The 23,358-nt window shown below is 37.7% G+C and carries 17 protein-coding genes; 14 read left to right on the plus strand and 3 right to left on the minus strand.

The window, feature by feature from the left end:
- Window positions 1-255: 255 nt before the first annotated feature.
- From CWD90_RS12520 to CWD90_RS12570, 11 genes are all read left to right on the plus strand, one after another.
- Window positions 256-489, plus strand: coding sequence for a hypothetical protein (locus CWD90_RS12520; protein ID WP_103476410.1), 234 nt, complete (start codon window positions 256-258; stop codon window positions 487-489).
- A 317-nt stretch (window positions 490-806) separates the two neighbouring features.
- Window positions 807-4,028 carry a SusC/RagA family TonB-linked outer membrane protein gene (locus CWD90_RS12525; RefSeq protein ID WP_103476411.1) on the plus strand — a complete coding sequence of 1,074 codons (3,222 nt, stop codon included), beginning with the start codon at window positions 807-809 and terminating at the stop codon, window positions 4,026-4,028.
- A gap of 19 nt (window positions 4,029-4,047) precedes the next feature.
- Window positions 4,048-5,739, plus strand: coding sequence for a RagB/SusD family nutrient uptake outer membrane protein (locus CWD90_RS12530; RefSeq protein WP_192878021.1), 1,692 nt, complete (start codon window positions 4,048-4,050; stop codon window positions 5,737-5,739).
- A gap of 272 nt (window positions 5,740-6,011) precedes the next feature.
- Window positions 6,012-7,946 (plus strand): hypothetical protein, encoded by a 1,935-nt coding sequence (locus tag CWD90_RS12535; RefSeq protein ID WP_103476413.1) that lies wholly within the window; start codon window positions 6,012-6,014, stop codon window positions 7,944-7,946.
- Window positions 7,947-8,104: 158 nt separating this feature from the next.
- Window positions 8,105-9,469, plus strand: a complete 1,365-nt coding sequence (locus CWD90_RS12540) for an FAD-dependent oxidoreductase (protein WP_103476414.1) — start codon at window positions 8,105-8,107, stop codon at window positions 9,467-9,469.
- Window positions 9,470-9,474: 5 nt separating this feature from the next.
- A complete protein-coding gene (locus tag CWD90_RS12545) occupies window positions 9,475-10,653 on the plus strand; it encodes a hypothetical protein (RefSeq protein ID WP_103476415.1) in 1,179 nt (392 codons plus the stop codon).
- Between the two features lie 95 nt (window positions 10,654-10,748).
- Window positions 10,749-10,871, plus strand: coding sequence for an FAD-dependent oxidoreductase (locus CWD90_RS23710; RefSeq protein ID WP_157941212.1), 123 nt, complete (start codon window positions 10,749-10,751; stop codon window positions 10,869-10,871).
- Window positions 10,872-11,157: 286 nt separating this feature from the next.
- Complete coding sequence (locus CWD90_RS12550; RefSeq protein WP_103476416.1) at window positions 11,158-12,576, plus strand: sugar porter family MFS transporter; 1,419 nt, start codon at window positions 11,158-11,160, stop codon at window positions 12,574-12,576.
- Between the two features lie 137 nt (window positions 12,577-12,713).
- On the plus strand, window positions 12,714-14,186 hold the full coding sequence (locus CWD90_RS12555) for a hypothetical protein (protein ID WP_103476417.1): 1,473 nt from the start codon (window positions 12,714-12,716) through the stop codon (window positions 14,184-14,186).
- A 549-nt stretch (window positions 14,187-14,735) separates the two neighbouring features.
- Window positions 14,736-14,921, plus strand: a complete 186-nt coding sequence (locus tag CWD90_RS12565; protein ID WP_103476419.1) for a hypothetical protein — start codon at window positions 14,736-14,738, stop codon at window positions 14,919-14,921.
- 236 nt (window positions 14,922-15,157) lie between these two features.
- The gene (locus tag CWD90_RS12570) at window positions 15,158-16,363 is read left to right on the plus strand and encodes a site-specific integrase (protein ID WP_103476420.1); all 1,206 of its coding nucleotides are present in this window, start codon (window positions 15,158-15,160) and stop codon (window positions 16,361-16,363) included.
- A gap of 28 nt (window positions 16,364-16,391) precedes the next feature.
- On the opposite strand, the gene CWD90_RS12575 is transcribed toward CWD90_RS12570, so the two are convergent.
- The 3 genes from CWD90_RS12575 to CWD90_RS12585 form a co-directional block, all read right to left on the minus strand.
- The gene (locus tag CWD90_RS12575) at window positions 16,392-17,456 is read right to left on the minus strand and encodes a DUF4238 domain-containing protein (RefSeq protein WP_157941213.1); all 1,065 of its coding nucleotides are present in this window, start codon (window positions 17,454-17,456) and stop codon (window positions 16,392-16,394) included.
- Between the two features lie 90 nt (window positions 17,457-17,546).
- Entirely contained in the window at window positions 17,547-18,173 is a 627-nt protein-coding gene (locus tag CWD90_RS12580) for an HmuY family protein (RefSeq protein ID WP_192878022.1), read from the minus strand.
- Window positions 18,174-18,200: 27 nt separating this feature from the next.
- Window positions 18,201-20,282 carry a TonB-dependent receptor plug domain-containing protein gene (locus tag CWD90_RS12585; protein ID WP_103476423.1) on the minus strand — a complete coding sequence of 694 codons (2,082 nt, stop codon included), beginning with the start codon at window positions 20,280-20,282 and terminating at the stop codon, window positions 18,201-18,203.
- Between the two features lie 111 nt (window positions 20,283-20,393).
- On the opposite strand from CWD90_RS12585, the gene CWD90_RS12590 reads away from it, so the two are divergent.
- The 3 genes from CWD90_RS12590 to CWD90_RS12600 are packed head-to-tail and all read left to right on the plus strand — an operon-like array spanning window position 20,394 to window position 23,352.
- Window positions 20,394-21,302, plus strand: coding sequence for a DUF6607 family protein (locus tag CWD90_RS12590; RefSeq protein WP_103476439.1), 909 nt, complete (start codon window positions 20,394-20,396; stop codon window positions 21,300-21,302).
- Between the two features lie 4 nt (window positions 21,303-21,306).
- Window positions 21,307-22,830 carry an ankyrin repeat domain-containing protein gene (locus tag CWD90_RS12595; RefSeq protein ID WP_103476424.1) on the plus strand — a complete coding sequence of 508 codons (1,524 nt, stop codon included), beginning with the start codon at window positions 21,307-21,309 and terminating at the stop codon, window positions 22,828-22,830.
- A 36-nt stretch (window positions 22,831-22,866) separates the two neighbouring features.
- Window positions 22,867-23,352 (plus strand): DUF2271 domain-containing protein, encoded by a 486-nt coding sequence (locus CWD90_RS12600; protein WP_103476425.1) that lies wholly within the window; start codon window positions 22,867-22,869, stop codon window positions 23,350-23,352.
- The last annotated feature ends 6 nt before the right edge of the window (window positions 23,353-23,358 follow it).

The following is a 23,358-nucleotide window of genomic DNA, read 5'->3' on the forward strand; positions in this document are numbered from 1 at the left end:
TCTCAAAAGTACTTATAAGATGCATTAAAATGAAGTTTTCTAATTTTGTTTTTCTCTTATAAGGGTGCATTTTAATTAATGACTGAACAGGGTCGGCAAGCTATTTTTCATTGCTAGTTGAGGCTTTGTAGTATCCTGACAAAGAAAACAAATGGGGCATTGCATCTAGTTCCTTTAGACATTAAGTTATCCTAAAATCATTTTATATAAAACAGTACGGCTTCCTTTTTTGATTCCAATTTTTCGGTCAGGATTTTGAAGGCACACAACAAGCTTGCTATTCCAAGAATAGACACCATTTGTGTAGAAAATATTCCTTGTCACCAAGGACTTCCGGCAGTGTATCCTGTATCAGTGCTGAAAAATGTATACCCATATCTTGGCAGCTCACCTTATATAACAGATATCTTGGATAATCTAGGAATTGAACAATTGGAAGAAGGAGTTTGGGCAAATATTAAGACGGTAACTCCAGGTGATATTGGATAACTTTTATTGATGTTGAACTATGGGGTATTGAAGTATAAACTCATTTTCTTGTAGTAATGACAGAAGATCCAGGCATGAAAGCTTGGAAAGTCTAGCGTCGTACATAGCACCTGTTGATACTGTGGTTTTAAGGAAGAGTAATATATGAATATGGCTATTATTTAATTATTTGAAATTAAGATGTAATGGGTGTCAAGCAGGACAGTGCAGGATACTGTTATTAAAATATCAAGGTAATTTTATGAAAAATTTATGATAAAAAATGTTAAATTATTTTTTTACATGGTATTTGGAAAAACAAAATTAAACTCAACTTTATGAAAAGAACAGGATTTAAAAAATTATTTAGTTTACTTTCAATTTTCCTGAAAGAAGGGATGCCATTAAGGGTGTCCATACTAGCTCTTATGCTATGTTCTGCCGGCTCGTACGCAACGTCAGTTGATAATTATGAATTTGAAACGAAGGTTTATGAAGACCTTTCTCAAACCGTAAATATATCGGGTACAATTTTAGATAACGAAGGAAATCCATTGCCAGGGGCCAGTATTGTTGAAAAAGGGACCACTAATGGAACACAAGCAGATTTTGATGGTAATTTTTCCATAACGGTTAAGGATCAAAATGCGGTATTGGTTGTTTCTTATATTGGATTTTCCACTCAAGATGTCGTAATTAATGGGCGGTCTCAATTGGAAATCGTACTACAGGAAGATTCGGCCAAATTGGACGAAGTTGTTGTGGTTGGGTATGGTACCGCTAGGAGAAAGGACATTTCAGGAGCTGTTAGTACAGTTAGGTTGGAAGATTCCCCAATCGCCCTTTCACCAAATACTAACGCCTTGCAGGTTTTAAGGGGGAATGTTTCGGGTGTTAACGTTGGAGTGCAGAATTCACCTGGGACTACACCGGGAATTCTGGTACGTGGTCAGAATTCAATTAATGGAAATAACGATCCGTTAATCGTTTTAGACGGCATTATTTATCTGGGAAGTATGACGGATATTAACACTGACGATATTTCAACTATCGATGTTTTAAAAGATGCGTCTGCTGCGGCCGTATATGGTTCTCGAGCTGCCAACGGTGTAGTGGTTATTACCACTAAAAAAGGAAAATCGGATAAACCGATGATTACCTATACTACATCGGTTGGTGTAAATACGTGGCAAAATAAGTTCGACATGATGAATCGAGAGCGATGGACACAAAAATATATTGCACAGACCCCTTCTATAGATTCTCCAGAACAAATTATTTTTGATGCCGCTTATGCAACCACACTATGGGAGCAGAAGGAAGTTGATACCAAATGGATGGATCTTATTTCGCGCAATGGTTTTAATCAAAATCACCAAATTGCCGTTTCTGGTCAATCAAATCGTATAAACTATTATTTTTCCGGTGGATACACCAATAATGAAGGTGCCATTGTCGGTGACGATTACCAACGTGTCTCCATAAGGACAAAGTTGGATGCCGACGTTACCGATTGGTTAAAAGTTGGAATTGACGGAACTTACAATAATAACGACTATTCGGGGGTTAGGGCGACACTTGGTAATAATGTGTATCAGCAGCAACCCTGGGCATATCCGTACCGTTATGAAGGTATGCCAGTTAATCCAGGAGCCAATACCGGAACATTATTGGAAAGATATCCTACCGGACAATCTATTCCAAATCCATTATGGGGAACGGATGGGTCAATAAAAGATGTTGACGATAGAAACTTCTATAGATTAAGTACTTATGCCTTGATCAAGGTTCCACAGATTGATGGTTTGACCTACCGGTTTAATTTTTCAATTAATTCAAATAATAATATAAGAGATAGATTTGTTTATGAGGATTATTATGTAGGCGAAGCAACATCTTCACCCTATTTAGACCGGTATTCCCCGGGAGAATTGGCAAAAAGATTATCCCAGGCAAATGGGTATAACAACCGAACTAACAGTTATACCTATGTAATGGATCATATTTTGAACTATAAGAAAGTGTTGGGAGACCACTATTTAGATGCAACATTGGTGGCGACCCGGGACTATTCATATAGCAAGCTGGTAAGTATAGATGGCAGTGACTATTCCTCAAACGGGAATACCTTACTTGGTATTGACGGAATTCATAAAGCAGCTGTTCAAAAATCAAATTTAGATGTGGAGGAGAGAGCCAATGTTGGTTATGTGGGTCGTCTGGGTTATGCTTATAAAGACAAATATCATTTAACCGCGACCATGCGTAGAGACGGTGCTTCTGTATTTGGAGAAGATCAAAAATGGGGCGACTTTCAATCGTTAGGGGTTGCTTGGACTGCTTCCGAAGAGGATTTTATTAGCGGATCGGAAAAATTGAACTACCTGAAGATTAAAGCTTCCTATGGTAAAAATGGTAACCAAGGACTCGACCCATATCAAACTCTGGCGCGAGTGGCCAGTGGTAATGATGGTGGCATTCGCTATGAATTTGGTGATGCACCATCAACCATATTGTATGGTGTTGATCAGACCAATTTAGGAAGTCCGAGTCTTGGTTGGGAAACAACCACTGCCTTTAATGGAGGTTTTCAGTCCATATGGTTTAATAATAGGGTATTCTTTGATCTGGATTTTTATTTCTCAGAAACATCCGATCAGATATTTTCGCGTCAAATACCGATCATGACAGGATTTAGTTCAATTTTGTCAAGTTTGGGACAAGTGGATAATAAGGGTATCGAAATAAGCTTAAATACCGTCAATGTATCAAGCGAAAACTTTAAATGGTCATCTGGCCTTACTTACTGGAAAAACCGAAATAAAATTGTTAGCCTCTATGGTGATGATGTTGATGGTGACGGAAAGGAAGATGACGATATTGCCAACAGCCTGTTTATTGGAGAATCCCTACAGTCTATTTACGGCTACGATTATATAGGGGTTGTACAGGAGGATGACACGGAATATATTGAGAATGTAGGGGCTGAACCTGGAGACGCAATGTTTAGGGATATTAGTGGACCAGACGGTGTACCCGATGGTATCATCTCAGCTGACTATGACCGAGAAATATTAGGTAACCGGAAGGAGAATTTCAGACTTGGTCTTTCAAATACCTTCGAGTATAAAAATTTTAGCCTGTATGTTATGATTTCGGGAATATTTGGTGGAGGTAAAGACAATTTTTATCTTAGAGAGAATGAATTGTCTAATTCGTTCAAGGATAGATATGCCACCAATGAAATAGACCATGACTGGTGGACGCCCGAAAATAAAAGCGAGAAATACTTACGGGCAGATGCATATAGCAACCGCTATTTAGGATTGCAGTCTCGCGGTTTTATAAAGATACAGGACATTAACTTATCTTATAAACTGCCGAGAGAGGTATTAGGCAGTATTGGATTAAATTCATTGGAACTCTATACTAGTATAAATAACCAATTTACATTTACCAATTGGTTTGGAGGAGGTGATCCCGAGGCGGGAATTAGGCCGGATGATAATACACCGCCTGTTCCAACAACTTACACGATGGGATTAAAACTAAGTTTCTAAAACATAAAAAATAGATCAAATGAAAATCAATAACATAAAAATACAACTTTTCACTCTATTGATGTTGTTATTAACTTCTGTAGGGTGCAGTGATGAAGAATTCTTAACTGAAGAGCCTAAAACGTTTTATACGACAGATAACATTTTTTCGTCTGAGACTCAGCTAGACCAAGTTATCTTGACCATGTACTCCAGGTTACGAAATTTCAAACTTACCAATGATCAAATGCATGGTATTGGTACAGATGTTTTAGATGCACCTGAGTTTAGAGTTTCAAATTCTTTTAGTGACTACAGTAGGATCAATGCGGAAAGTTCAAATTTTAGAAATGTTTATAATTTCTATTACAACTTAATTGCAACCGCCAATACAGCGCTCTTTGCAGTAGATGAGGAGGATATTACTTTTGAATCGGAGGCCAAAAAAGAGTACATAATCGCTCAAGCTCGGTTTTTTCGGGCTTACGCACATGGAATGTTGGCGGAGCTTTTTGGCGGCGTGCCAATTGTAACTGAGGTGGCGAAGGAACCACGTTTTGATTATGCTAGGAGTTCCCGTGAAGAAACGTATCAGTTCGCTATTGATGAATTGGAGGCCATTGTAAATGAACTACCCGAAATAACGGAACAAGGCGGTAGACTGGTCAGAGGTGCTGCCCAACATTACTTATCTGAATTTTATCTCGCTTTAGGGATTGAGTCATCGAATGCAACGGCATATGATCAGGCCATTAAATATGCCTCTGATGTAATTGACGGAGGCACTTTTGAATTGATGACAGAACGTTTTGGTTCGAGGATAGATGAAGAAAACACTGTCACTGGTGGCGCCGACGTATGGTGGGATTTGTTTAGAAAGGGAAATATAAATTATTCCGATGGAAATAGGGAAAGCATCTGGACTTTTCAGGTAGATTTTGATGCTTTCCTTCAAGAAGATGGTCAATCTGTTTTAAATTATCCAAGATATTTTGCCCCGGTATACAGAGCCATTGAAGGATTTGGTGGTGAAGGAGACCCAGGAGGTGGTGTTGGAGAAGATGCAGGTGGGAGGGGCGTAGCGTTTTATGCGCCAACACCTTTAACAGAGTTTGCAATCTGGGACGAAAGTATATCGGCAGGCGACCAACGTAATGCAGAACATAACATTAGTCGTAAAATATTTTATAACCAACCTGCAGATCCTCTTTTTGGAACCCAGGTTCCACAGGATGTAATAGATGCTACAAATGAAGGTCGTGGATGGATTTTTCCGATTTTCTATAAATTGAATACCGATAAATACGATGGTTTGGACCAGGGAGAAAATAGGAGCAATATTTTCCGGGATGAATACGCAATTCGTTTGCCGGAAACTATTCTTCTTAGAGCTGAAGCTTATCATAGAAAAGGAGAAAACCAAAATGCAGCGGACGACATTAACCTTATCAGGTCCCGTGCCCAGTGCGATGTACTGGCTACTGCAGGCGATATTGATATCGACTATATCTTGGATGAAAGAGCAAGAGAATTATTTGTTGAGGAAAGTAGATGGAATACCCTTTTAAGAATGGGTGGGACAGTTGCTACCGATCGTATCAAAGAATATGCATTGCATCCACATGTAGCTTTGACACTTACTTTCGATTACAATTTGTGGCCAATACCCCAAAGTACAATCGATAGAAATAAGGATGTAAAATTGGAACAGAATCCTGGTTGGAACAGGTAATCTGAAATATTTTTAGTTAAAATATCTGCTCTTTAAATTCAGGCTTTCTGAAATTTTCAGAGTGGATATTTTATTTTTGATATTAATATCAAGTTTTACAAATGACCGGAAACTATTAGGCAAAGAAAATTTATTCAACATTCTCCATTAGCTTAAGGCAATTTTATAAGTACCTTATTATTGATCAGATTAAAGAATGTAGCAAACTGATTATGGCCTTTGAGCAGTTGTGTCCTAGTATATTACTTTCATTTTAAATATATTTAGTGATTATGAACATATCTAAAGCGTTAACAATCTTATTGTTAATTGTAACCGGTTCGGTTATGGCTCAAACAGTCGACGACCCAATAGACAAGAGTGGCACCCTACCATCAATTAAGGAACTATCAATGCCAACAAAAGGCGGTAAAATGATGGCGACTGTTGTTGATATAATGCCGCACCTAAGAGGTTTTCACGGTTACAAAGAGGTTAGGGAAGAAATGGTCTTTTTAAAAAAGTTAGGCTTTAAAAGGGTTTACTTTATTTTGTGTCAACCCGGTTATTCTGCCTTCTCCGACCCAACTATCTCGGTTATGTCACCTGGTAAGGGCACGGGAAATCATACCTTGGAATCCATATTAGCACTTGGAGATCCGAATTATGTATATTTATATGAAGCCCAAAGGTTAGGTATGGAAGCCTGGGCAATTATAAAGCCATATGAGTCAGGAACAGGATTTACAATTCCTCATGGCGCCAATGCTGCGCTCAGCAAACAAATAGAGACTATCGGAGGACAACACATCAATTTTGATAATTTAATATCCAGCAATCCTGAATTAAGGGTTAAAAGAAAGCCTGAACAAGATGCTATACTAAAAAGGTTAAACGAACCTATAAAAACTTTGGAAGTTGCTTTTAGCATGGATTCTTTCAGACAAAAGGCTTCTTCTGATAAATATTTTGAATTTAAGGGGTTGAAAGATTCGGAAATTCAAATTCCTGAAATTACGCTTTGGTATAGTCAGGATAATGGTAAGTATAACAAATATGAAGGCAATATTGAAGTAGAGTCAAAATTTGAATATCGTCAGGTAAAAGATGCGAATGGATTTTTATTGGCAGATACGTCAAAGCGTTTTCTGGTATTAACGATCAAAAATTTTAGTTTACCTGAAAACCATCCATATTTGGCAATAACCCTTGATCAGCATAAGGATTTATATACTATACCTTATTCAATGATAAGAGCTTTTACTCCTTCCGGAGAGATACCACTTACTACAGGCCAACATGTGAGAAGTCCATTAAGTAAAGAGGAAGGAAGGAAATCTCTAAAAGAAAGAGAATGGGGATTGGAAAATCACACTGTTAAAGGTGTAGAGGCGGCCAGGTCGTTCATGGATTGGGGTTTTGAATTTGAATTTCAAGGAACAGGTCATTGGGGAGACGGTTGGGTCAGTAATCCGGTTTATGGCATAGCAAAAGGAAAACGAAAATATATGGGAGGAACCCCATGTGAAGCTTATCCTGAAGTACAGGAGTACTGGTTAGATCAAGTCCAACGTGTTGTAAAAATGGGGTTTGACGGAATTGATTTTCGACTTCAAAATCATTCTGGAATGGTAACCGATTACGTAAACTATGGATACAATGAACCGATTATAAACCGTTACAAGGAAAAATATGGAGTTGATATTCTAAAGGCAGAAGCGGAACCATTGAAAATTATGGAAATAAGGGGGGAATATTTCTTGTCGTTTCTTGAAAAGGCAGCAGATGTAGTACACTCATCTGGTAAAAAAATGCAGGTTCATTTGCGTCATGCCCATGAGGCACCTGTATTGTCTGATGATTTTAATGAATTAGGGTTCTGGGCTATGCCAAAGATATTGCTCGATTGGAAGAAAGTAATTGATTTGGCTGATGAGGTAACCCTTAAACATTATTATCATGGCGATTACCGACCTTTGATGGGAGATAGTATTAAAAAGTACGCCAATGATCAGGACAAGCGTGTGTGGGTCCATAATTATTTTACCCAAGGGGATGGGGTTAATTACGATTTTTTTAATGAAATAGAGAAAGACAAAAGAATAGGGGGTATTCTATTGTATGAAGTAAATGGAGGACTTTTATATACTGGTTTTCCTGATCAAAAATGGGGGCAGAATGAACAGAATATTAATAAATTGCATAGCGTTCTATTGAAATTGAACTAAAACTAGGCTAGATTTCCGTAGATTACAGGCCAAATTATATTTCATTTCGACTTATTAGACTCCTTTAAAAATTGTGAATTGAAGTAGTAACATTCCAAGTTGAACGAAAAAAGAATGTATTAGGAGGAGTCTATTATTAATTATTTTTATTTAAAAATATGGAAAAAGTTGAAAGAAGATCAGTTCTCAAAGCATTAGGTCTTGCCTCGGTTGGAGCCATGACACCTGCAATGTTAAAAGCCGAAACGCTAAAGGAACCCTATAAGGTCACTGAGAAGTCTATAAAAACGGATATACTAGTAATTGGCGGAGGTACGGCCGGAACCGTTGCCGCAATTCAGGCCGGAAGAGCAGGTGCACAAACAATATTAATAGAAAGCGGGAGCCAACTTGGAGGAACAACCACTACTGGTGGAGTAAGCTTTCCAGGTATTTTCCATGCATGGGGAAAACAGATTGTAGGAGGAATAGGCTGGGAAATTGTCACGGACTGTGTAAAACTTAACGGCGATAAGTTGCCAGATTTTTCAATTCCTCCCAGCAGCCACTGGAAACATCAGGTTTCGGTAAATGGGTTTTTATATACGTTATTGGCCGAAGAAAAATGTATTGATGCTGGTGTTGGTATTCGCTATTATGAAACCCCAACCAGTGTAGAATTTAAAAATGACCAATGGATTGTGCGAACTATTGGCAAAGGGAGTTCTACACAAATAATCTGCAATCAGATTATTGATTGTACCGGTAATGCGTTAATTGCCTCTATGGCAGGTTTTAATGTGCTTAGGGAAACAGAAACTCAGCCGGGATCGTTGATCTTTCAAATTGGAGGCTATGATTACGATTCATTGGACCTTACGAAAATCCCAAAACAATACCATCGAGTGCTTCGGAATAACATGATGTTTAGTAAGAAAGCAACTAGTGCGGAGAATACATTTGTTCCCTATGGTTATGTCTATGTTCAGGGGGCGGATTCTACCACTTCGGAATCTCATTCTTTGGCCAATAATACAGGTAGGTCAACATTACTAAAATTAATACGAACATTAAGGACTTTTCCAGGGTGTGAAGATCTTAGGCTCCTTGATTTAAAAACGGAAACAGCAATACGGGAAACTTACAGGATTGACGGTCTATATAAAATTACCAAAGACGATTATCTAGAGGGAAAAGTTTTTGAAGACTCTATTTCGAATTCATTTTATCCTATTGATCTTCATAGAGATGGAAAAACGATCTATCAAGAATTTTTAAAGCCAGATGTCGTTGCAAGTATTCCGTTAAGGGCACTTATACCTAAAAATAGTAAGAACTTTCTTGTAGCAGGTCGCTGTGTAAGCAGTGACAGGATGGCCAATTCCGCACTTAGGGTGCAAGCTTCATCTATGGGTATGGGGCAGGCCGCTGCTGCTGCTGCTGTTTTGGCAAACAACCTCAAGGTTTCACCTCAGGACGTACCCATTGCGGAGTTAAAGAAATTACTTGGCAATCATGGTGGAATTATACCATTAAGGACTTAAAAAATATGTTCGATCAGATTAGAAGAATGGTTTTATTCTTATTTAATAGGGTTGCACATAATCCCTACAAGGTAAAGATTGCTATTATATTTTTGGGGCTTACAATAGTAAATAGCGAGAGAATAAGGTATTTTCAGCAACAGACTATTTCGTTGAAACCGCATAGTACAAGTGTATTTCAAGCGGATTTGAACGATTCGATTCCCGAAAATAATTCTTTGTATAAGGTTACATCAATAGAGGATTTCCCAATCTTATATTATAGAGAAATATTTTCATCCGTTTGCTTTGATAATAAATGTCGGCCATTAAAGATTAATCTATATTGGAATATAACTGGTCGCTATCTTGGTTTCGAGCTTCTGGATGGGGAGTTTTTAAGTAAAACGGACCACGAACCTTTTACAGTTCAAGAGTATGAAAAATTAAATCAAATATTGGCGAATGAAAGTACTCCTTTAGCCGATATGGATTATAACCAATTAACCATAGAACCCAATAGTCATGGTCTAGGAGATATAGACGCAATTTCTTCCGCAACGCCACAAAATTTGGCGCCATACGTAATTCAGGGAGCTGCTTATACCACCTATAGTCTATGGCATATAATACACGGTGCCACAAAAAAGGAAGTTCAAAATTTTACTATTGAGGAAATCTCCACCGAGTTAATCATAAAAATATTGGAAAGTCCCAATCAAGTAGATAAAATATGGGCATTGGAACACATAGACGGATATGTTGTACTTACTCCCGATCTGATCGATCAATTGTTTGCACTGATAAATGGAGATGATTATATAGTTACGGAGATAGCTCTAAAGGCCATAAACAAAAGCCAGCTTGATTCCAACCGAATTCAGCAGTTACTGCTGAAAGCCCTAACAAAGGAAAATTATAATGTACAGATTCTTGTCATTGACAAAATTGAAGATTGTAATCTTTTAAAGGAAGCTATTACAATGGAATTGGTGGAAAATTTAGCTGTCTTTAATGGTCAGGTTTTTAAAAGAGCATTGGAGGTATTGGCAAAACAACAACTAAGTGTTGAAATGTATATTAAAATTGCTCAATTGCTTGGGTCGCAGAACAACTACATTTCTAATAATACAGCGCGTTTTTTGAAAAATGAGAATGTAAAAGATCCTAGGATTATTTCACTTTTAAAAAAATATGAAGATTAATACTGAAAAAGTATCCTAACAAGGATGTCCCAAGCCTTTGGGAATTTAAAGGGCCATCATCGATTTTAGTCCCTAGGAAATGGTCCAAACTATAGGTGGCAGGAAGATGTAACTCATCCGATGTCAGGGTTCATGGGTCAATTAGGATTCAGCCTAGGGCGAACATAACGGGCCAGGCGCTTGGCACTGCGGCTGTGTATATAATCAAGACAGGGTAGCCGGCCTGCTAATTGAATACCGAAACATTGGGGTCTTCATTATGGAAGGAGGGCGGGATATTGCCTCAAAAAAAGTTATCTCCCAAGTTGACACAGCCCTAATTATTGAAACTAGTTTATTTTGGTTTGTTAAAATCGATATTTTTAAAGTATTTTAATAATCTGTTAAATAGAAAATGTTTCTAGTTCAGCAGTCTTTAAGATTTTTAATCTATTTGGTCCTCTTAATTTATCCATTGGATGGAATACATTGGAAGAAATAAAAAAGGAAAACGGATAGAAAATTATGGATACAACGGTACTGAATATAAATAAGGGAAATAAAAGATATCTGGCGTTGATCTGTTTCGTGGCCTCATTGGGGGGTGTTCTCTTCGGGTTCGATACGGCGGTCATTTCAGGAACCTTCGGATTTGTGGAAACATTTTTTAACCTGGATAAATTGGAAGTGGGCTGGTTCGCCAGTTCCGCATTGGTTGGGGCCATAGGGGGTGCCGCCATTTCTGGGGTCTTAAGTGATAAATATGGCAGAAAACCGGTCCTCATGGCGGCTTCATTGTTGTTCTTTGTCTCGGCATTGGGGTCAATGGTACCACCGAACTTTATTTTTTTGATTATAGCAAGGCTTATTGGGGGGGTCGGGGTCGGTATGGCATCCGTACTGGCACCGCTGTACATCTCCGAAGTTGCCCCACCCAAAATTAGGGGCAGGCTAGTGGCCCTATACCAACTCTCTATTGTCATTGGCATATTGCTGGCCTATTTTTCCAATTGGTCCCTGTTGGGCTTTTCACAAGGAAATATCGAGGCCTACGGTGGAACGGGAATTTTTCATAAGACCATGGTATCCGAGGTGTGGCGGGGTATGTTCGGTTCCGAGATGATCCCCTCGGGATTGTTTCTGTTATTATTGTTCTTTATCCCTGAAAGCCCCCGTTGGTTGATAAGAAACGGACAATCGGATAAAGGATATATCATCTTGTCCAAGATTAGTGGTGCAACTGTGGCCAAGAACGAATTGGCTGAAATAACAAAGACGGTAACGCATATAAAAGGAAAGATCAGTGAACTTCTAAAGCCGGGATTACGATTGGCCTTGATCGTAGGGGTCGGGCTTTCGGTCTTCGGGCAATTCACCGGAGTTAATATTATCGTGTATTACGGGCCCACCATCCTTGAAGATGCAGGGTTCCAATTGGATAGTGCATTACAGTTCCAAGTAGCCATTGGTATCATTAACCTGATATTTACCATCATCGCTTTATGGAAAATAGATAGCTGGGGACGACGTCCATTATTGATTTGGGGCATGTCTGCAGTCTTCATTTCCTTAATAATTATAGCAGCCCTATTCTCTACAGGACAGACCTCGGGCATTTGGATCGTTATTATGTTATGCGTATATATGGCCTCCCTGGCCATTTCCATCAATGCGGTAATCTGGGTGCTGATAGGGGAGATATTTCCCACCCGTATCCGGGGGCGTGCCATGTCAATAGCCACCTTCGCCAACTGGGGCATCAATTTCCTGACGGCCTTCCTGTTTCCATGGTATGTTGACAAGATAGGTGTGGGAGCCGGCTTTTTTACCTTCGCCTTCATGTGTCTGATAGCGACCATTTTCTTCTACAGATATGTACCCGAGACCAAAGGAAAAAGTCTGGAGGAAATCGAGCAGTTTTGGAAGGAAAAAAGTATTGAATAAAAAGGTGTTTAAAATTTTATTCCGTTATTTTGAATTAAGGGATGGCTTTATCTTGGCATTAAAAATTCAATTCTGAAAACCTTAGTGATATCCTTATAGGAGTTTTGTCGAATCATTTATAAAAAAAAACAATAAGTATGTTTAAAATGAAAAAGGATGGCGTAGCACCTCATATTCAGGTATCTAAATTAACTGTTCTAGTATTATTTTTTTCTTTATTGATACCTAGTCAGAACTATAGTCAAGAACAAAAATTAGAATCTTGGAAGCATTTGAAACTTTGGGAAGTGCCAATTTCAGAAAAGCAACTTAGCATGCTTCCTGCAAAAGGTCCGTACTTTGTTATAGATGATCGTATAATCGAAGACCGTTGGATGATTGAACGCTTTGTTGTTCCATTTGAAAAGTATTTGGATAATCCTGTTATTGAGAAAGATTTGCCATGGGAAGGTACAGGACCACTATTGGGTGGAACAGTACTATTTGATACACAGGATAGTTTATTTAAAATATGGTATACGATATGGAATTCTCATGCCTATTATAACAAACTCCCTTTTTCATACAATATCCTTTATGCAGAATCAGAAGATGGAGTTATGTGGAAAAAGCCAATACTCGATTTATTTGACTTGGAAGGAACAATTGGCAAAAAAAATAATATTATCAAATTAGGTTGGTATAAAACTCAGAATATAGATGTAGAGTTAAACCCAGCACCGCAATCATCGGCAGAAAAATTTGTTGCTATTCATAATGATAATGGCGGTGTTTTTGTCTCTTATTCTGCGGATGGAAAAGATTTTAATTGCTCTTTTGAAAGCCCTGCGGTATGGTACCATAGTGATACGCAAAATAATTTTGTATTTGATGAAGTTCGTAATCGATGGTTTATGTTCGTACGTCCAAGAGCCTATGCAGGTGAAGGGTTAAAGGATGTAAACCGACGACGTAGTGCCGTTAAGGAAAGTGATAACCTAGTGAACTGGACTCATGAACGCACGGTGATGGTTCCTGAAGAGGGAGATGTAACTGATTTTTATGGAATGACCGTTTTTCGGAGAGGGGACTTGTTTTTTGGCCTTCTCAGGAAGTATGATGCTGGAAAAACCGATAAAGTTTCTGTTGAACTGGTGTGGAGTAATAATGCATACCAGTGGTTTCGTTTACCAATGGGCGCTGAGAAGAATCCGTTAAATTTGGGAGAGAAAGATGACTGGGACTCCGGGCAAGTATACATGACAGATAAACCAGTAATAAAAGACGATGAGATGTTGTTTTATTATGGAGGTAATAATACATCACATAATGAGCCAGGTAATCCTGCTATTGGTTTAGCCAAAACGAAATTGGACAGGTTATTCGGTGCTCGTTCACTACCTGATACGCTTGGTAGAATTCTTACTCGTCCGTTTGAGGTTAAAGGAGATCTGTTTATCAATGCTGACGCTGAAGGAGAAATCCTTGTAGAAGTACGCTCTGCGATTCGAGATGAACCGCTTGAAGGCTGGAGTTTTGATGATTGTACCCCGTTTACAGGATCAGAAATTAATGCATCAATGAATTGGGGCGATAAAAAATTGAGTGATTTAAAAGGAAAAATGGTGTGATTGAGATTTCAACTTAAGGATGGAACATTATACTCGTTTAATATGTTATAAATAGTATTTTTAATTTATTAAAAGCATGACAAGATATTTATGGATTTACCATGGCTTAGTTTTACTTTATTAGGGCATCTTTTGTATTCTGATAATTCCCTTCATAATAATCCACCTGAGCACCCACTAAACTAAATCACAATATTCCAAGGCATCTTTTAAAGATACTGGCTTACGAATCCTGTATCTGCATAGTACCGCGCGGAATCCAATTGAGATAATCTTTGGTGGGCTAAGTAAAGGTTGTGCCTCAACATCCTAGAATCCCCAAAATGACTATTTTCATAGGCTTTCTTCTTCAACAAATTTAATGATGGTGTATAGATATCCGCGGTCGCGTGTGGTTGCCCGTTTATATTTCTAATTGCAGCTATTGCCATGGAACGGGTAAGCTAGGGATTAAGGACAATCGATCTTGATCCTAAAATTCTCTATAAACTTTAGATCAATACAGCGAACCAAAACCATCAAGAAATCTGGTAAATTGTTTTATGTAAAATGAAAAAGGCAGCTACTTTTGATGTAACTACCTTTTTCTTAGTAGCGGGAACTGGATTCTTTCCTTCGCTCTGCTACGGAAAGGGCCTTGGGGGAGGCTTTACTAGAAAAGCTTCCAACGCTAATGCGTTGGCTTTTATTATGTCGTCCGCTTGCGCAAGTAAACTTGCTCAGCATCTTCCATAAAAAAAGCCTTTCATTTCTGAAAGGCTTATCTAGTAGCGGGAACTGGACTCGAACCAGTGACCTTCGGGTTATGAGTTTTTGATACGCATAGTCTAAATTAATACAAATATACTGATACACAATGTATTAAGTAACGTATAATATTCTTTGATATCAATTAACAACAAACAAAACTAACAAATGTTGTACCTATGTTGTACCTAATATGATTATCTTTATAATCTAATAGTTTTAATATGGCAACGGTAAGAGTAGTTTTGAGAAAAAAGAAGAATAAAGTTGGGCAATTCCCTATTGCCATACGGATAACTAAGGACCGCAAAAGTTCTTTCCTAAATACGGGACAATATATAGATGAAAAATTCTGGGACGAAAAAAATCGTAACGTTCGGAAGTCGCATCCAAACTCAAAGGTGCTCAATAATTTTATTGTTAGCAAAGTTGCAGAAGCTAATGATAAGGTTTTAAAATCTGAAATGAAACCAGAGTATGAATCAGTAGCAGAAATTAGAAATAAAATTGTAGAAAAAAAGGGGTTTGATTTCTTTGTTGTTGCCAATATGCACCTTCAAAATCTTAAAAATAGAAATAAACATCATCAATATGATACCGAGTTTGGACGTTTAAAAAAGTTCAAGGAATTTTTAGCTAAGGATGTGCTTCCTTTCAACAGATTAAATGTTGCCTTACTAAAGAAATTTGAAACCTATTTATTGCACAGCAAAAAACTATCCCCAAGAACGGTTGTAAACTACCTTATTTTAATCAGGACCATTTATAATCTCGCTATTGCAGAATCAATTACGGACAGAGGACTATACCCTTTCGGCAAAGGTAAAATGACAATTAGGATTCCTGAATCTCAAAAAATAGGCTTTACTGCTGATGAAATACAAAAGCTAGAAAATGCTCAGGATATAACAGAGGCTCAGCAAAAGGCAATCCATATTTGGCTTATCAGTTTTTATTTTGCTGGTATTCGAGTTGGTGATGTTCTTCAACTAAAGTGGGCGGATTTTAACGATGGCAGACTGCTTTATCGAATGAATAAAAATAGTAAACTGGTTTCACTTAAAGTTCCTGAGAAAGCAACTGAAATATTCAATAACTATAAGGATGAATCAGAAAGCAATGGACTGGTGTTTCCTCAATTAAAACATATAGACCTTAATGATACACAAGAAGTTTCAAAAAGAACACAATCCATTACCCGAAATTTAAATAGAAGGTTAAAGATAGCCGCCAAGCAGCTAGGTATAACTAAAAATATAAGTATGCATATTGCTCGACATAGTTTTGGAAATATTTCTGGCGATAAAATCCCGATTCAGATGTTGCAAAAATTATATCGCCATTCTTCAGTAACAACTACTATACGCTACCAGGCTAACTTCATCCACAAAGATACTGATGATGCGTTGGATAGTGTTATAAACTTTTAGAATAGTTATTGCTCTCTTTTTAAACTATTCAACTATTTGGTCGATTTTTCGCTTCACGGTAACCTTCATTTCTTAGCTCAGCATAATATCCTGACATTTTATAATACTTAGCGTGCTGTGTTTGTTTTGTGAAGGTTAACTGTAGGTTAACCATATATGGTGTTCGATGATGCTGAACAATAACAGATTCTGTGTCATCATCTTCAGGAACTGGGTCAAAATGATGCACATCTATTTTTTTTTGGTTTTCAAATTTGATAGCGTTTTCAAGAATTTTTTCAAAATCATAATTTGTGATTTTATCTGTACCATATAAAGATTTATTGGCGTGCAGACAAGTAAGCATATTGAGAGCTAGCACATCTTCAATACTTATCTTTATTCTGTCAAACTGCTTTTTGTTTCCGACTTTATAGACTTTGGGGTCGTACATTATTAAAGCCAAATCTGGTGCTAATGGATAAAATATCTGCAACCCTTTACTGGCCATTCCAGTATGACCATTTGGAAATTTTCGAGATTCTAAAAATTGGTTATATTTTGAAATAGGATTATCACTTGTAATCAGTTCTTTTGAAGTCTTATTAAATAGAAGTTTGATTTGCATATCCATCAACATAGGAAGGCTTCTCAAAAGCAAGTCAAGGCTTTTCTCAATTGCATCATCATAGGCAAAAAAGTGAGTTTCAAAATCAAAGTCTTTAAATTTTGGCTCTAATCGCATAGCCGTTTTTAAAGTTGTATCTACAACCTTATTAAAATCATTAGAGTTTGACCGAGTACGGTATGACTGCAATAACATAAAAAGCCAAATCCAATAGTAATTATCAGATTTGTTTTTAGGCAAATTCTTCGTTTCAACTACTTCCCGCAAAACTACAGAAACTTTGTCCTCAATGTTTTCAAACCATTTTTCCCTTTCTAAATCCTTACCATAAAAATAAGTTTCTTGAGCTTGGCCTTCTAAATCAGCCTTATCTATTATTTCTCCATTTTTCTTTAAGCATAGCTTAATATGCTTAGAACTATTCTCAAGGCTAAAGAACCTCAGATAAAATTTAGGAACATAATGTTGCTTCTTTTTCTCTGGCATAATTAGTTTACATTCATTTCTACAAAAATAATAAAGCCCATCCATTACAGATGAGCTTCATTGGCAAACTAACTCAAACTTAAAATTGTTCTATTCAAAAGAGGTCTCGCCCGCATTTGGATTGTACACGTAATTAAAGGTAAAGTATCGGGATTCACTCGTTTGGTCTGGCTGTGCTGGGTTGTCTTTGTAATAACTTAGAATCTCAACTTTTGCATAGTTGCCTTCCGTGGTTCTAAAGACCAAAATTTTTCCGGGAATAGGGGTAATCAAATTTACCTGCGGATTATAGTTATACCAACCGTTATCACTTCCTGTGGAAATTGCAAAAGCACTATTTGCATCTTGTGCAAACGTTAGACCTTCCGCAGTTGTTACACTTCCAAAAGTTCCCGTAACTATGGTTGCACCAGCATTGCCAGTTCTTGCAGGCTCGTCATCGGTGCCAGTAACAAAACCACCATTTACGGCAATGGTTGTTCCTCTAAAAGCGATGTCCCAATCGGTATCGCTGGTGGTTTGCATTCCAGTTTCAAAATCAAATTTTGTGAATTCCCCACCTACTGGTTGTCCTTGACCACCGGTTTGAGGTGCAAAGAGATTGCTGACCTGTTCTGATTGAACTGGGTCTGGTGTTGGCGTATTATCATCGTCGCTGCTGCAAGATGTAAATGCCATAAATAATACTGCTAATGTTAGTGATTGTAATGTTTTCATTGTTGTCATTTGATTTGTATTTAAAAATTAAAATTGATAATTGAGTTTAATGTATCCTTGAATTCCCGGCAACGTCGGGATATTGCTATCGGTATAGTCCAAAAAGTTATTTGCACCAACCTGTAATGTGAAATCTTCATAAAAGGTTTTGCTGGCCGCTACATTTGCCGTTACAAAACCATCGATGAAACTGGTATCATAAGAATCGATAAGACCATTTCCATTAGTGTCGAATTGAGCATATTTGCTTCGATATAGAAGTCGCAGATTGATGTTCGTTTTCGCGGAAGCGATATCATAAAACACCTTGAAGTTGGCATTGTGCCGTGAGCGGTTCACGAGCCCAAAATAATCGGACTGCGTGACCGCCACGGTCTGATTTGTCGCTGGGTCACGGGCAAATACTTGACCATCTTCTACATCTTGTTGTTTCCGTTTATCATAGGCATACAATAGCTGATAACCTGCGCTTACATTTATGGCATCATTAATTTTATAGCCTGTGTTGATTTCAAATCCTGTAGTATAGATTTCATCAAAATTGACATAGCTAAAAACATTCTGACCGTTGGTTTTACGGGCAATGATGCGTGTATCTATAAGGTTATTTATGTCATTTCTAAAGAAATTAAGCTCGCTGTTCCATTTGCCTTCTTTAAAGGTCAATCCTAAATTATAACCTACCGAACTTTCAGCTTCCAATGGATTATTTAAGTCATCTTCCGAAACCACCACATCAAGAATTTGTCCTTGTTCCTGAAGCTCTTGTAATTTTTCCAAAGCCACATTATATCCCAGAACCGTATAACCAACTGCCGAATTTGTAAAGTCAAAATATAACTGTCTAAAATCTGGTGCTTTAAAACCATAGCCTATCGAACCTTTTACTGCGAATGCATCGGTCAACTTATAACGCATCGCCAGTTTGGGACTAAATTGATTACTATATTCTGAATGATTGTCAAATCGAGCTCCAGCAATAACATTAAGTCGTTCTATAGGATTGATGTCATATTGCGCATAGACATATTGCGAATTGAAACTTACAGATTCATCAAAAAAAGTTCTGTCCAACTCATCATACTGAAAACCCAATCCTGCTGTTAATGTTCCCGCTTTCGCGAAAGCGTAACTTCCACGGATTTCAGGGCGCAATAATTTTTGGTCAAAATCACTATCGCTCAACACATCATCTGAAATTGGGTCGGCAAGTCGCTCATTGGCTGTGTAATTTGTATAATAAAATTCGTAAGAGGTAGTGAATTTTTCGCTCCATTTTTGGTCGAGCCTTGCGTGGGCATTCCATTCCCGTTCTTTACTATCGCCTTCAAACTGAACATCGTTGAAGGTAAATCCAGCATCTTGTACTTGGTCATAAAATCGTGTAGATGTAAATAAAGATAGCTTGTCATTAAAGTCATAATAGACACGCCCATTAAGTGTATAATTTTCAAATGGGTTTACCGTCTGCCCTTCCACATCAGGGTTTAAGTCATAGCCTTCGCTGGAAAAACGATTGGCAAAAAAACCATAGCGTAACTTCTTATAACGTTGTTTTAAATCAAGATTAATGTCTTGTTGCGTAAAACTGCCGATGCGATAGGAAACGTTTCCATTTAGCTCTTCAGACTTTGGTTTTTCAGTAATAATATTGATGACACCGCCCAAAGCTTCAGAACCATAAAGACTGCTCGATGGGCCTTTTACTACCTCAATCTGTTTAATATTTCCAACGGTTATCCTGCTCAAATCAAAATTTCCGGCACTTCTGCCCACAAGCGGAACGCCATCAATAAGAATCAAAATATAATCTGATGCGATACCTTGAATTTGTACGCCTTCAAAACCACTTTCATCGGCAATGGTTATAATTCCGGTTTGCTCGCTTAATATTTCGTCCAAGCGAATAGTGCCCGATTGTAAAATTTTCTTTTTTGAGATTAAAGTTACAGGCAATGGCAAGGATGAAAGTTGCCTTTCCGTACGTGTAGCGGTAAGGATAACTTCCTCTAACTTATTGACTTGGATGCTATCAACGACTTCTTGGGAAACTACATTTAAAAAGGATAAAATTGTCAATGTGTTTATAATTAGGCATTTATACTTCATTTTATTTAGAATCAATCTTGATAGAGTGCAAATATATAAATTATTGTTATTTAGATTTAATAAAAATAACTATTTTTGGCAATGAATTTAAAAATCAAAAAATCAATAGCAATGAAAACACCTTTGTACACCCTATTGGCACTATTATTTTCAATAAGTGCAATTTCTCAAACATCAAAAAAACAAGAAGACCGTGAATCCATCAAGAATATGTGTGGCTGTTATGAGGTCACTTTTAACTTTGCAGAGACCTTTAATTACAGCAACGATTCCCTTTACAGACCCTCAAAAACGAAAGTGGACAAAGCATTAGAATGGGCGCAATTAGTAACCGATGAAGATGATAAAATTTCTATTCAGCACTTGCTTCAAGTGGGAAACCCAGCTGATCCACAAGTTGTAAAACATTGGCGACAAGATTGGTTGTTTGAAAACAGAGAATTATACACCTACAATGCGGACAATGAATGGACGTTTGAAAAATTACCTGCTTCTGAAGTTAAAGGACAATGGACGCAGAAAGTATATCAAGTAGATGACAGCCCACGATATGAAGGTTCTGCCACTTGGGTGCACGTTGATGGGAAAAGCTATTGGGAAAATAAGACACCAGCACCCTTAGCAAGACGGGAATATACTACCCGTAGCGATTATAATTTGTTGATGCGTGGCAACCGTCAGGAAATTACGGACTATGGTTGGTTACACGACCAGGATAATACCAAAATCATCCGTGAAGATGGCAAAGAAGACGTGCTATTGGCAAAAGAAAAAGGATACAATACCTATGTGAAAGTAGATGATAGCCGCTGTGCAGCTGCTGCCCAATGGTGGAAAGACAATGATAATAAATGGGCTTTGGTGCGTACTAAATGGGATGAAGTTTTTGGCCGCAATAAAGATCTTGTTCTTGAAGAAAAAGTGGACAATAAACCGCTTTATAAGTTCTTATTTGAAGAAGAAGGCTATGAAAAAAAGGCTCAAATTGACGAAGTCATTGAATCTTTTGTAAAAAAATAGCAAGATGAAAATTTTGAAAAATGTAACACTGTTCGTTATGCTCTTTATGAGTATAGTGGCAGTTGCGCAACAAGAAAATATATTTCTTGACCGTACCTTTTGGAAGGGCAATCCAGACTTGCAAATCATAAAGCAAAAAATCGCTGAAGGTAATGATGCAACAGTTCTAAACGAGAATGCTTTTGATGCTGTCGTTTTTGCCTTACTCGAAAAAGCAGATGATGATGTTGTAAAATATTTGTTGTCGTTGGAAGGAAACGCTGTGGATAAAAAAACCCACGACAGCCGCATTTATTTACATTGGGCGGCTTATGCTGGACAAATAGAAATGGTCAAATATTTACTCGATAAGGGTTCTTCTGTTACGGAATTGGACAGCCACGGATATACACCACTTGCTTTTGCAGCAAATGCGGGTCAGAAGGACGAAGCTTTATATAATGCTTTTGAGAAACACGATGTGAGCCTTACAGATGAGAAAAATGAAAATGGTGCAAATCTTTTATTATTGGTTGCGCCTTCATTATCTACAGAAAAAGAGTTAGCTTTTTTTACAACCAAAGGTTTTAAACTTGAAAGTACAGATAACGATGGCAATGGTATTTTCAATTATGCTACTAAAAAAGGAAATATTGATTTTCTAAAACTTCTCATCAAAAAAGAAGTGGATTACAAATCTTTAAACCAAGAAGGTGGAAATGCTTTTTTATTCGCAACACAAGGCGGACGTGGTTATAGCAATCCATTGGCGGTTTATGAATATCTGAAAAGTCTCGGACTTGAACCCAACATCGTTACCAAGGATGGTTACACGCCATTACACCGATTGGCTTACAGCAATACCGACCCAGCGATTTTTGATTTTTTCCTAATTGCCGGTGCAGATGTTAACCAAAAAGATGCAGAAGGCAACACGCCATTTCTCAATGCAGCTTCCCGCAATGAACTGGCAATGGTAAAACTACTTTCCAAAAACGTAAAAGACTTCAATACTACAAATAATGACGGACAGTCCGCTTTAATGCTTGCGGTTCAGCGTAACAGTCCCGAAGTGGTTGAATTCTTATTGGATAAAGGAAGTGAGGTTGAAGTTTATACTGAGCATAGTCGAAGTGCAAAAGATAATAAAGGCAACACTATGGCTCATTATTTAGTGGAATCTTATGATAGTAGTAAACCGGATGAATTTGACAGCAAATTAAAACTGCTTCAAGAAAAAGGTGTCAAAATGAACGCGAAACAAGCCGAAGGAAATACGCTTTTTCATCTTGCCGCCAAGAACAATGATTTAGAATTGTTGAAACGTCTTTCAGCGTTTAATATTGATGTCAACGCTAAAAATGATGAAGGACTAACCGCCTTGCACCTTGCAGCTATGAAAGCTGAAAATGACGAGATGATGAAGTACTTAATCTCAAAAGGTGCCAATACTAAAATCAAAACTGATTTTGAGGAAACGGTTTACGATTTGGCAAGCGAAAACGAACTCCTAAAAAAACAAAACACCGCATTGAATTTTTTAAAATAGTATGAAGCCCATAATGGGCATTAAAAATTTAGCTTGATGAAAATAATATTTAAAGTTATTCCTGCTGTTCTAATCGCAGGACTATTGCTCACAGCATTTACAACTACTGAAAATAAAGCTATAAAATGCCTTATCCAAATGACCAATTACACAGGCGAAGGGGCTTACGTGATTGTTTCTTTAATGAATCCATCTGGCGAATATGAGGAAACACTTTATGTGCAAGGTAAAGACAGCGAATGGTTTAGTGAAATCCCTGAATGGTGGAAATTCTATGGAAAATATCGCCCTAACATCGATGCTATTTCAGGTGCGACGATAAGCGGTGGCGAACGTACCGTAACCGTTTTGCAGATACCCGAAGATAAAATTGATAAAGGATATAGCCTACGTTTTGAAACTTCAGTAGAAGACCAAAAGTATTATGCAGCAGATATTCAGTTCGAGCTTACTTCCGAAAATCTCAAATCCAAAAAAGAAGGAAAAGGATTTATTCGCTATGTAAAAATGCTGCCACAGTAAAAATTG

The sequence above is a fragment of the Arenibacter catalasegens genome, assembly GCF_002909235.1.
In the GTDB taxonomy this organism is placed as follows: Bacteria; Bacteroidota; Bacteroidia; order Flavobacteriales; family Flavobacteriaceae; genus Arenibacter; species Arenibacter catalasegens.

Bases quoted from the DNA above. Each gene is read 5' to 3' on its own strand.
- CWD90_RS12580 (WP_192878022.1), bottom strand. From the start codon at position 18,173: ATGAAAACATTACAATCACTAACATTAGCAGTATTATTTATGGCATTT.
- CWD90_RS12590 (WP_103476439.1), top strand. From the start codon at position 20,394: ATGAAAACACCTTTGTACACCCTATTGGCACTATTATTTTCAATAAGT.
- CWD90_RS12555 (WP_103476417.1), top strand. From the start codon at position 12,714: ATGTTTAAAATGAAAAAGGATGGCGTAGCACCTCATATTCAGGTATCT.
- CWD90_RS12600 (WP_103476425.1), top strand. From the start codon at position 22,867: ATGAAAATAATATTTAAAGTTATTCCTGCTGTTCTAATCGCAGGACTA.
- CWD90_RS12575 (WP_157941213.1), bottom strand. From the start codon at position 17,456: ATGCCAGAGAAAAAGAAGCAACATTATGTTCCTAAATTTTATCTGAGG.
- CWD90_RS12595 (WP_103476424.1), top strand. From the start codon at position 21,307: ATGAAAATTTTGAAAAATGTAACACTGTTCGTTATGCTCTTTATGAGT.
- CWD90_RS12565 (WP_103476419.1), top strand. From the start codon at position 14,736: ATGAAAAAGGCAGCTACTTTTGATGTAACTACCTTTTTCTTAGTAGCG.
- CWD90_RS12530 (WP_192878021.1), top strand. From the start codon at position 4,048: ATGAAAATCAATAACATAAAAATACAACTTTTCACTCTATTGATGTTG.
- CWD90_RS12550 (WP_103476416.1), top strand. From the start codon at position 11,158: ATGGATACAACGGTACTGAATATAAATAAGGGAAATAAAAGATATCTG.
- CWD90_RS12535 (WP_103476413.1), top strand. From the start codon at position 6,012: ATGAACATATCTAAAGCGTTAACAATCTTATTGTTAATTGTAACCGGT.
- CWD90_RS12570 (WP_103476420.1), top strand. From the start codon at position 15,158: ATGGCAACGGTAAGAGTAGTTTTGAGAAAAAAGAAGAATAAAGTTGGG.
- CWD90_RS12525 (WP_103476411.1), top strand. From the start codon at position 807: ATGAAAAGAACAGGATTTAAAAAATTATTTAGTTTACTTTCAATTTTC.
- CWD90_RS12585 (WP_103476423.1), bottom strand. From the start codon at position 20,282: ATGAAGTATAAATGCCTAATTATAAACACATTGACAATTTTATCCTTT.
- CWD90_RS12540 (WP_103476414.1), top strand. From the start codon at position 8,105: ATGGAAAAAGTTGAAAGAAGATCAGTTCTCAAAGCATTAGGTCTTGCC.
- CWD90_RS12545 (WP_103476415.1), top strand. From the start codon at position 9,475: ATGTTCGATCAGATTAGAAGAATGGTTTTATTCTTATTTAATAGGGTT.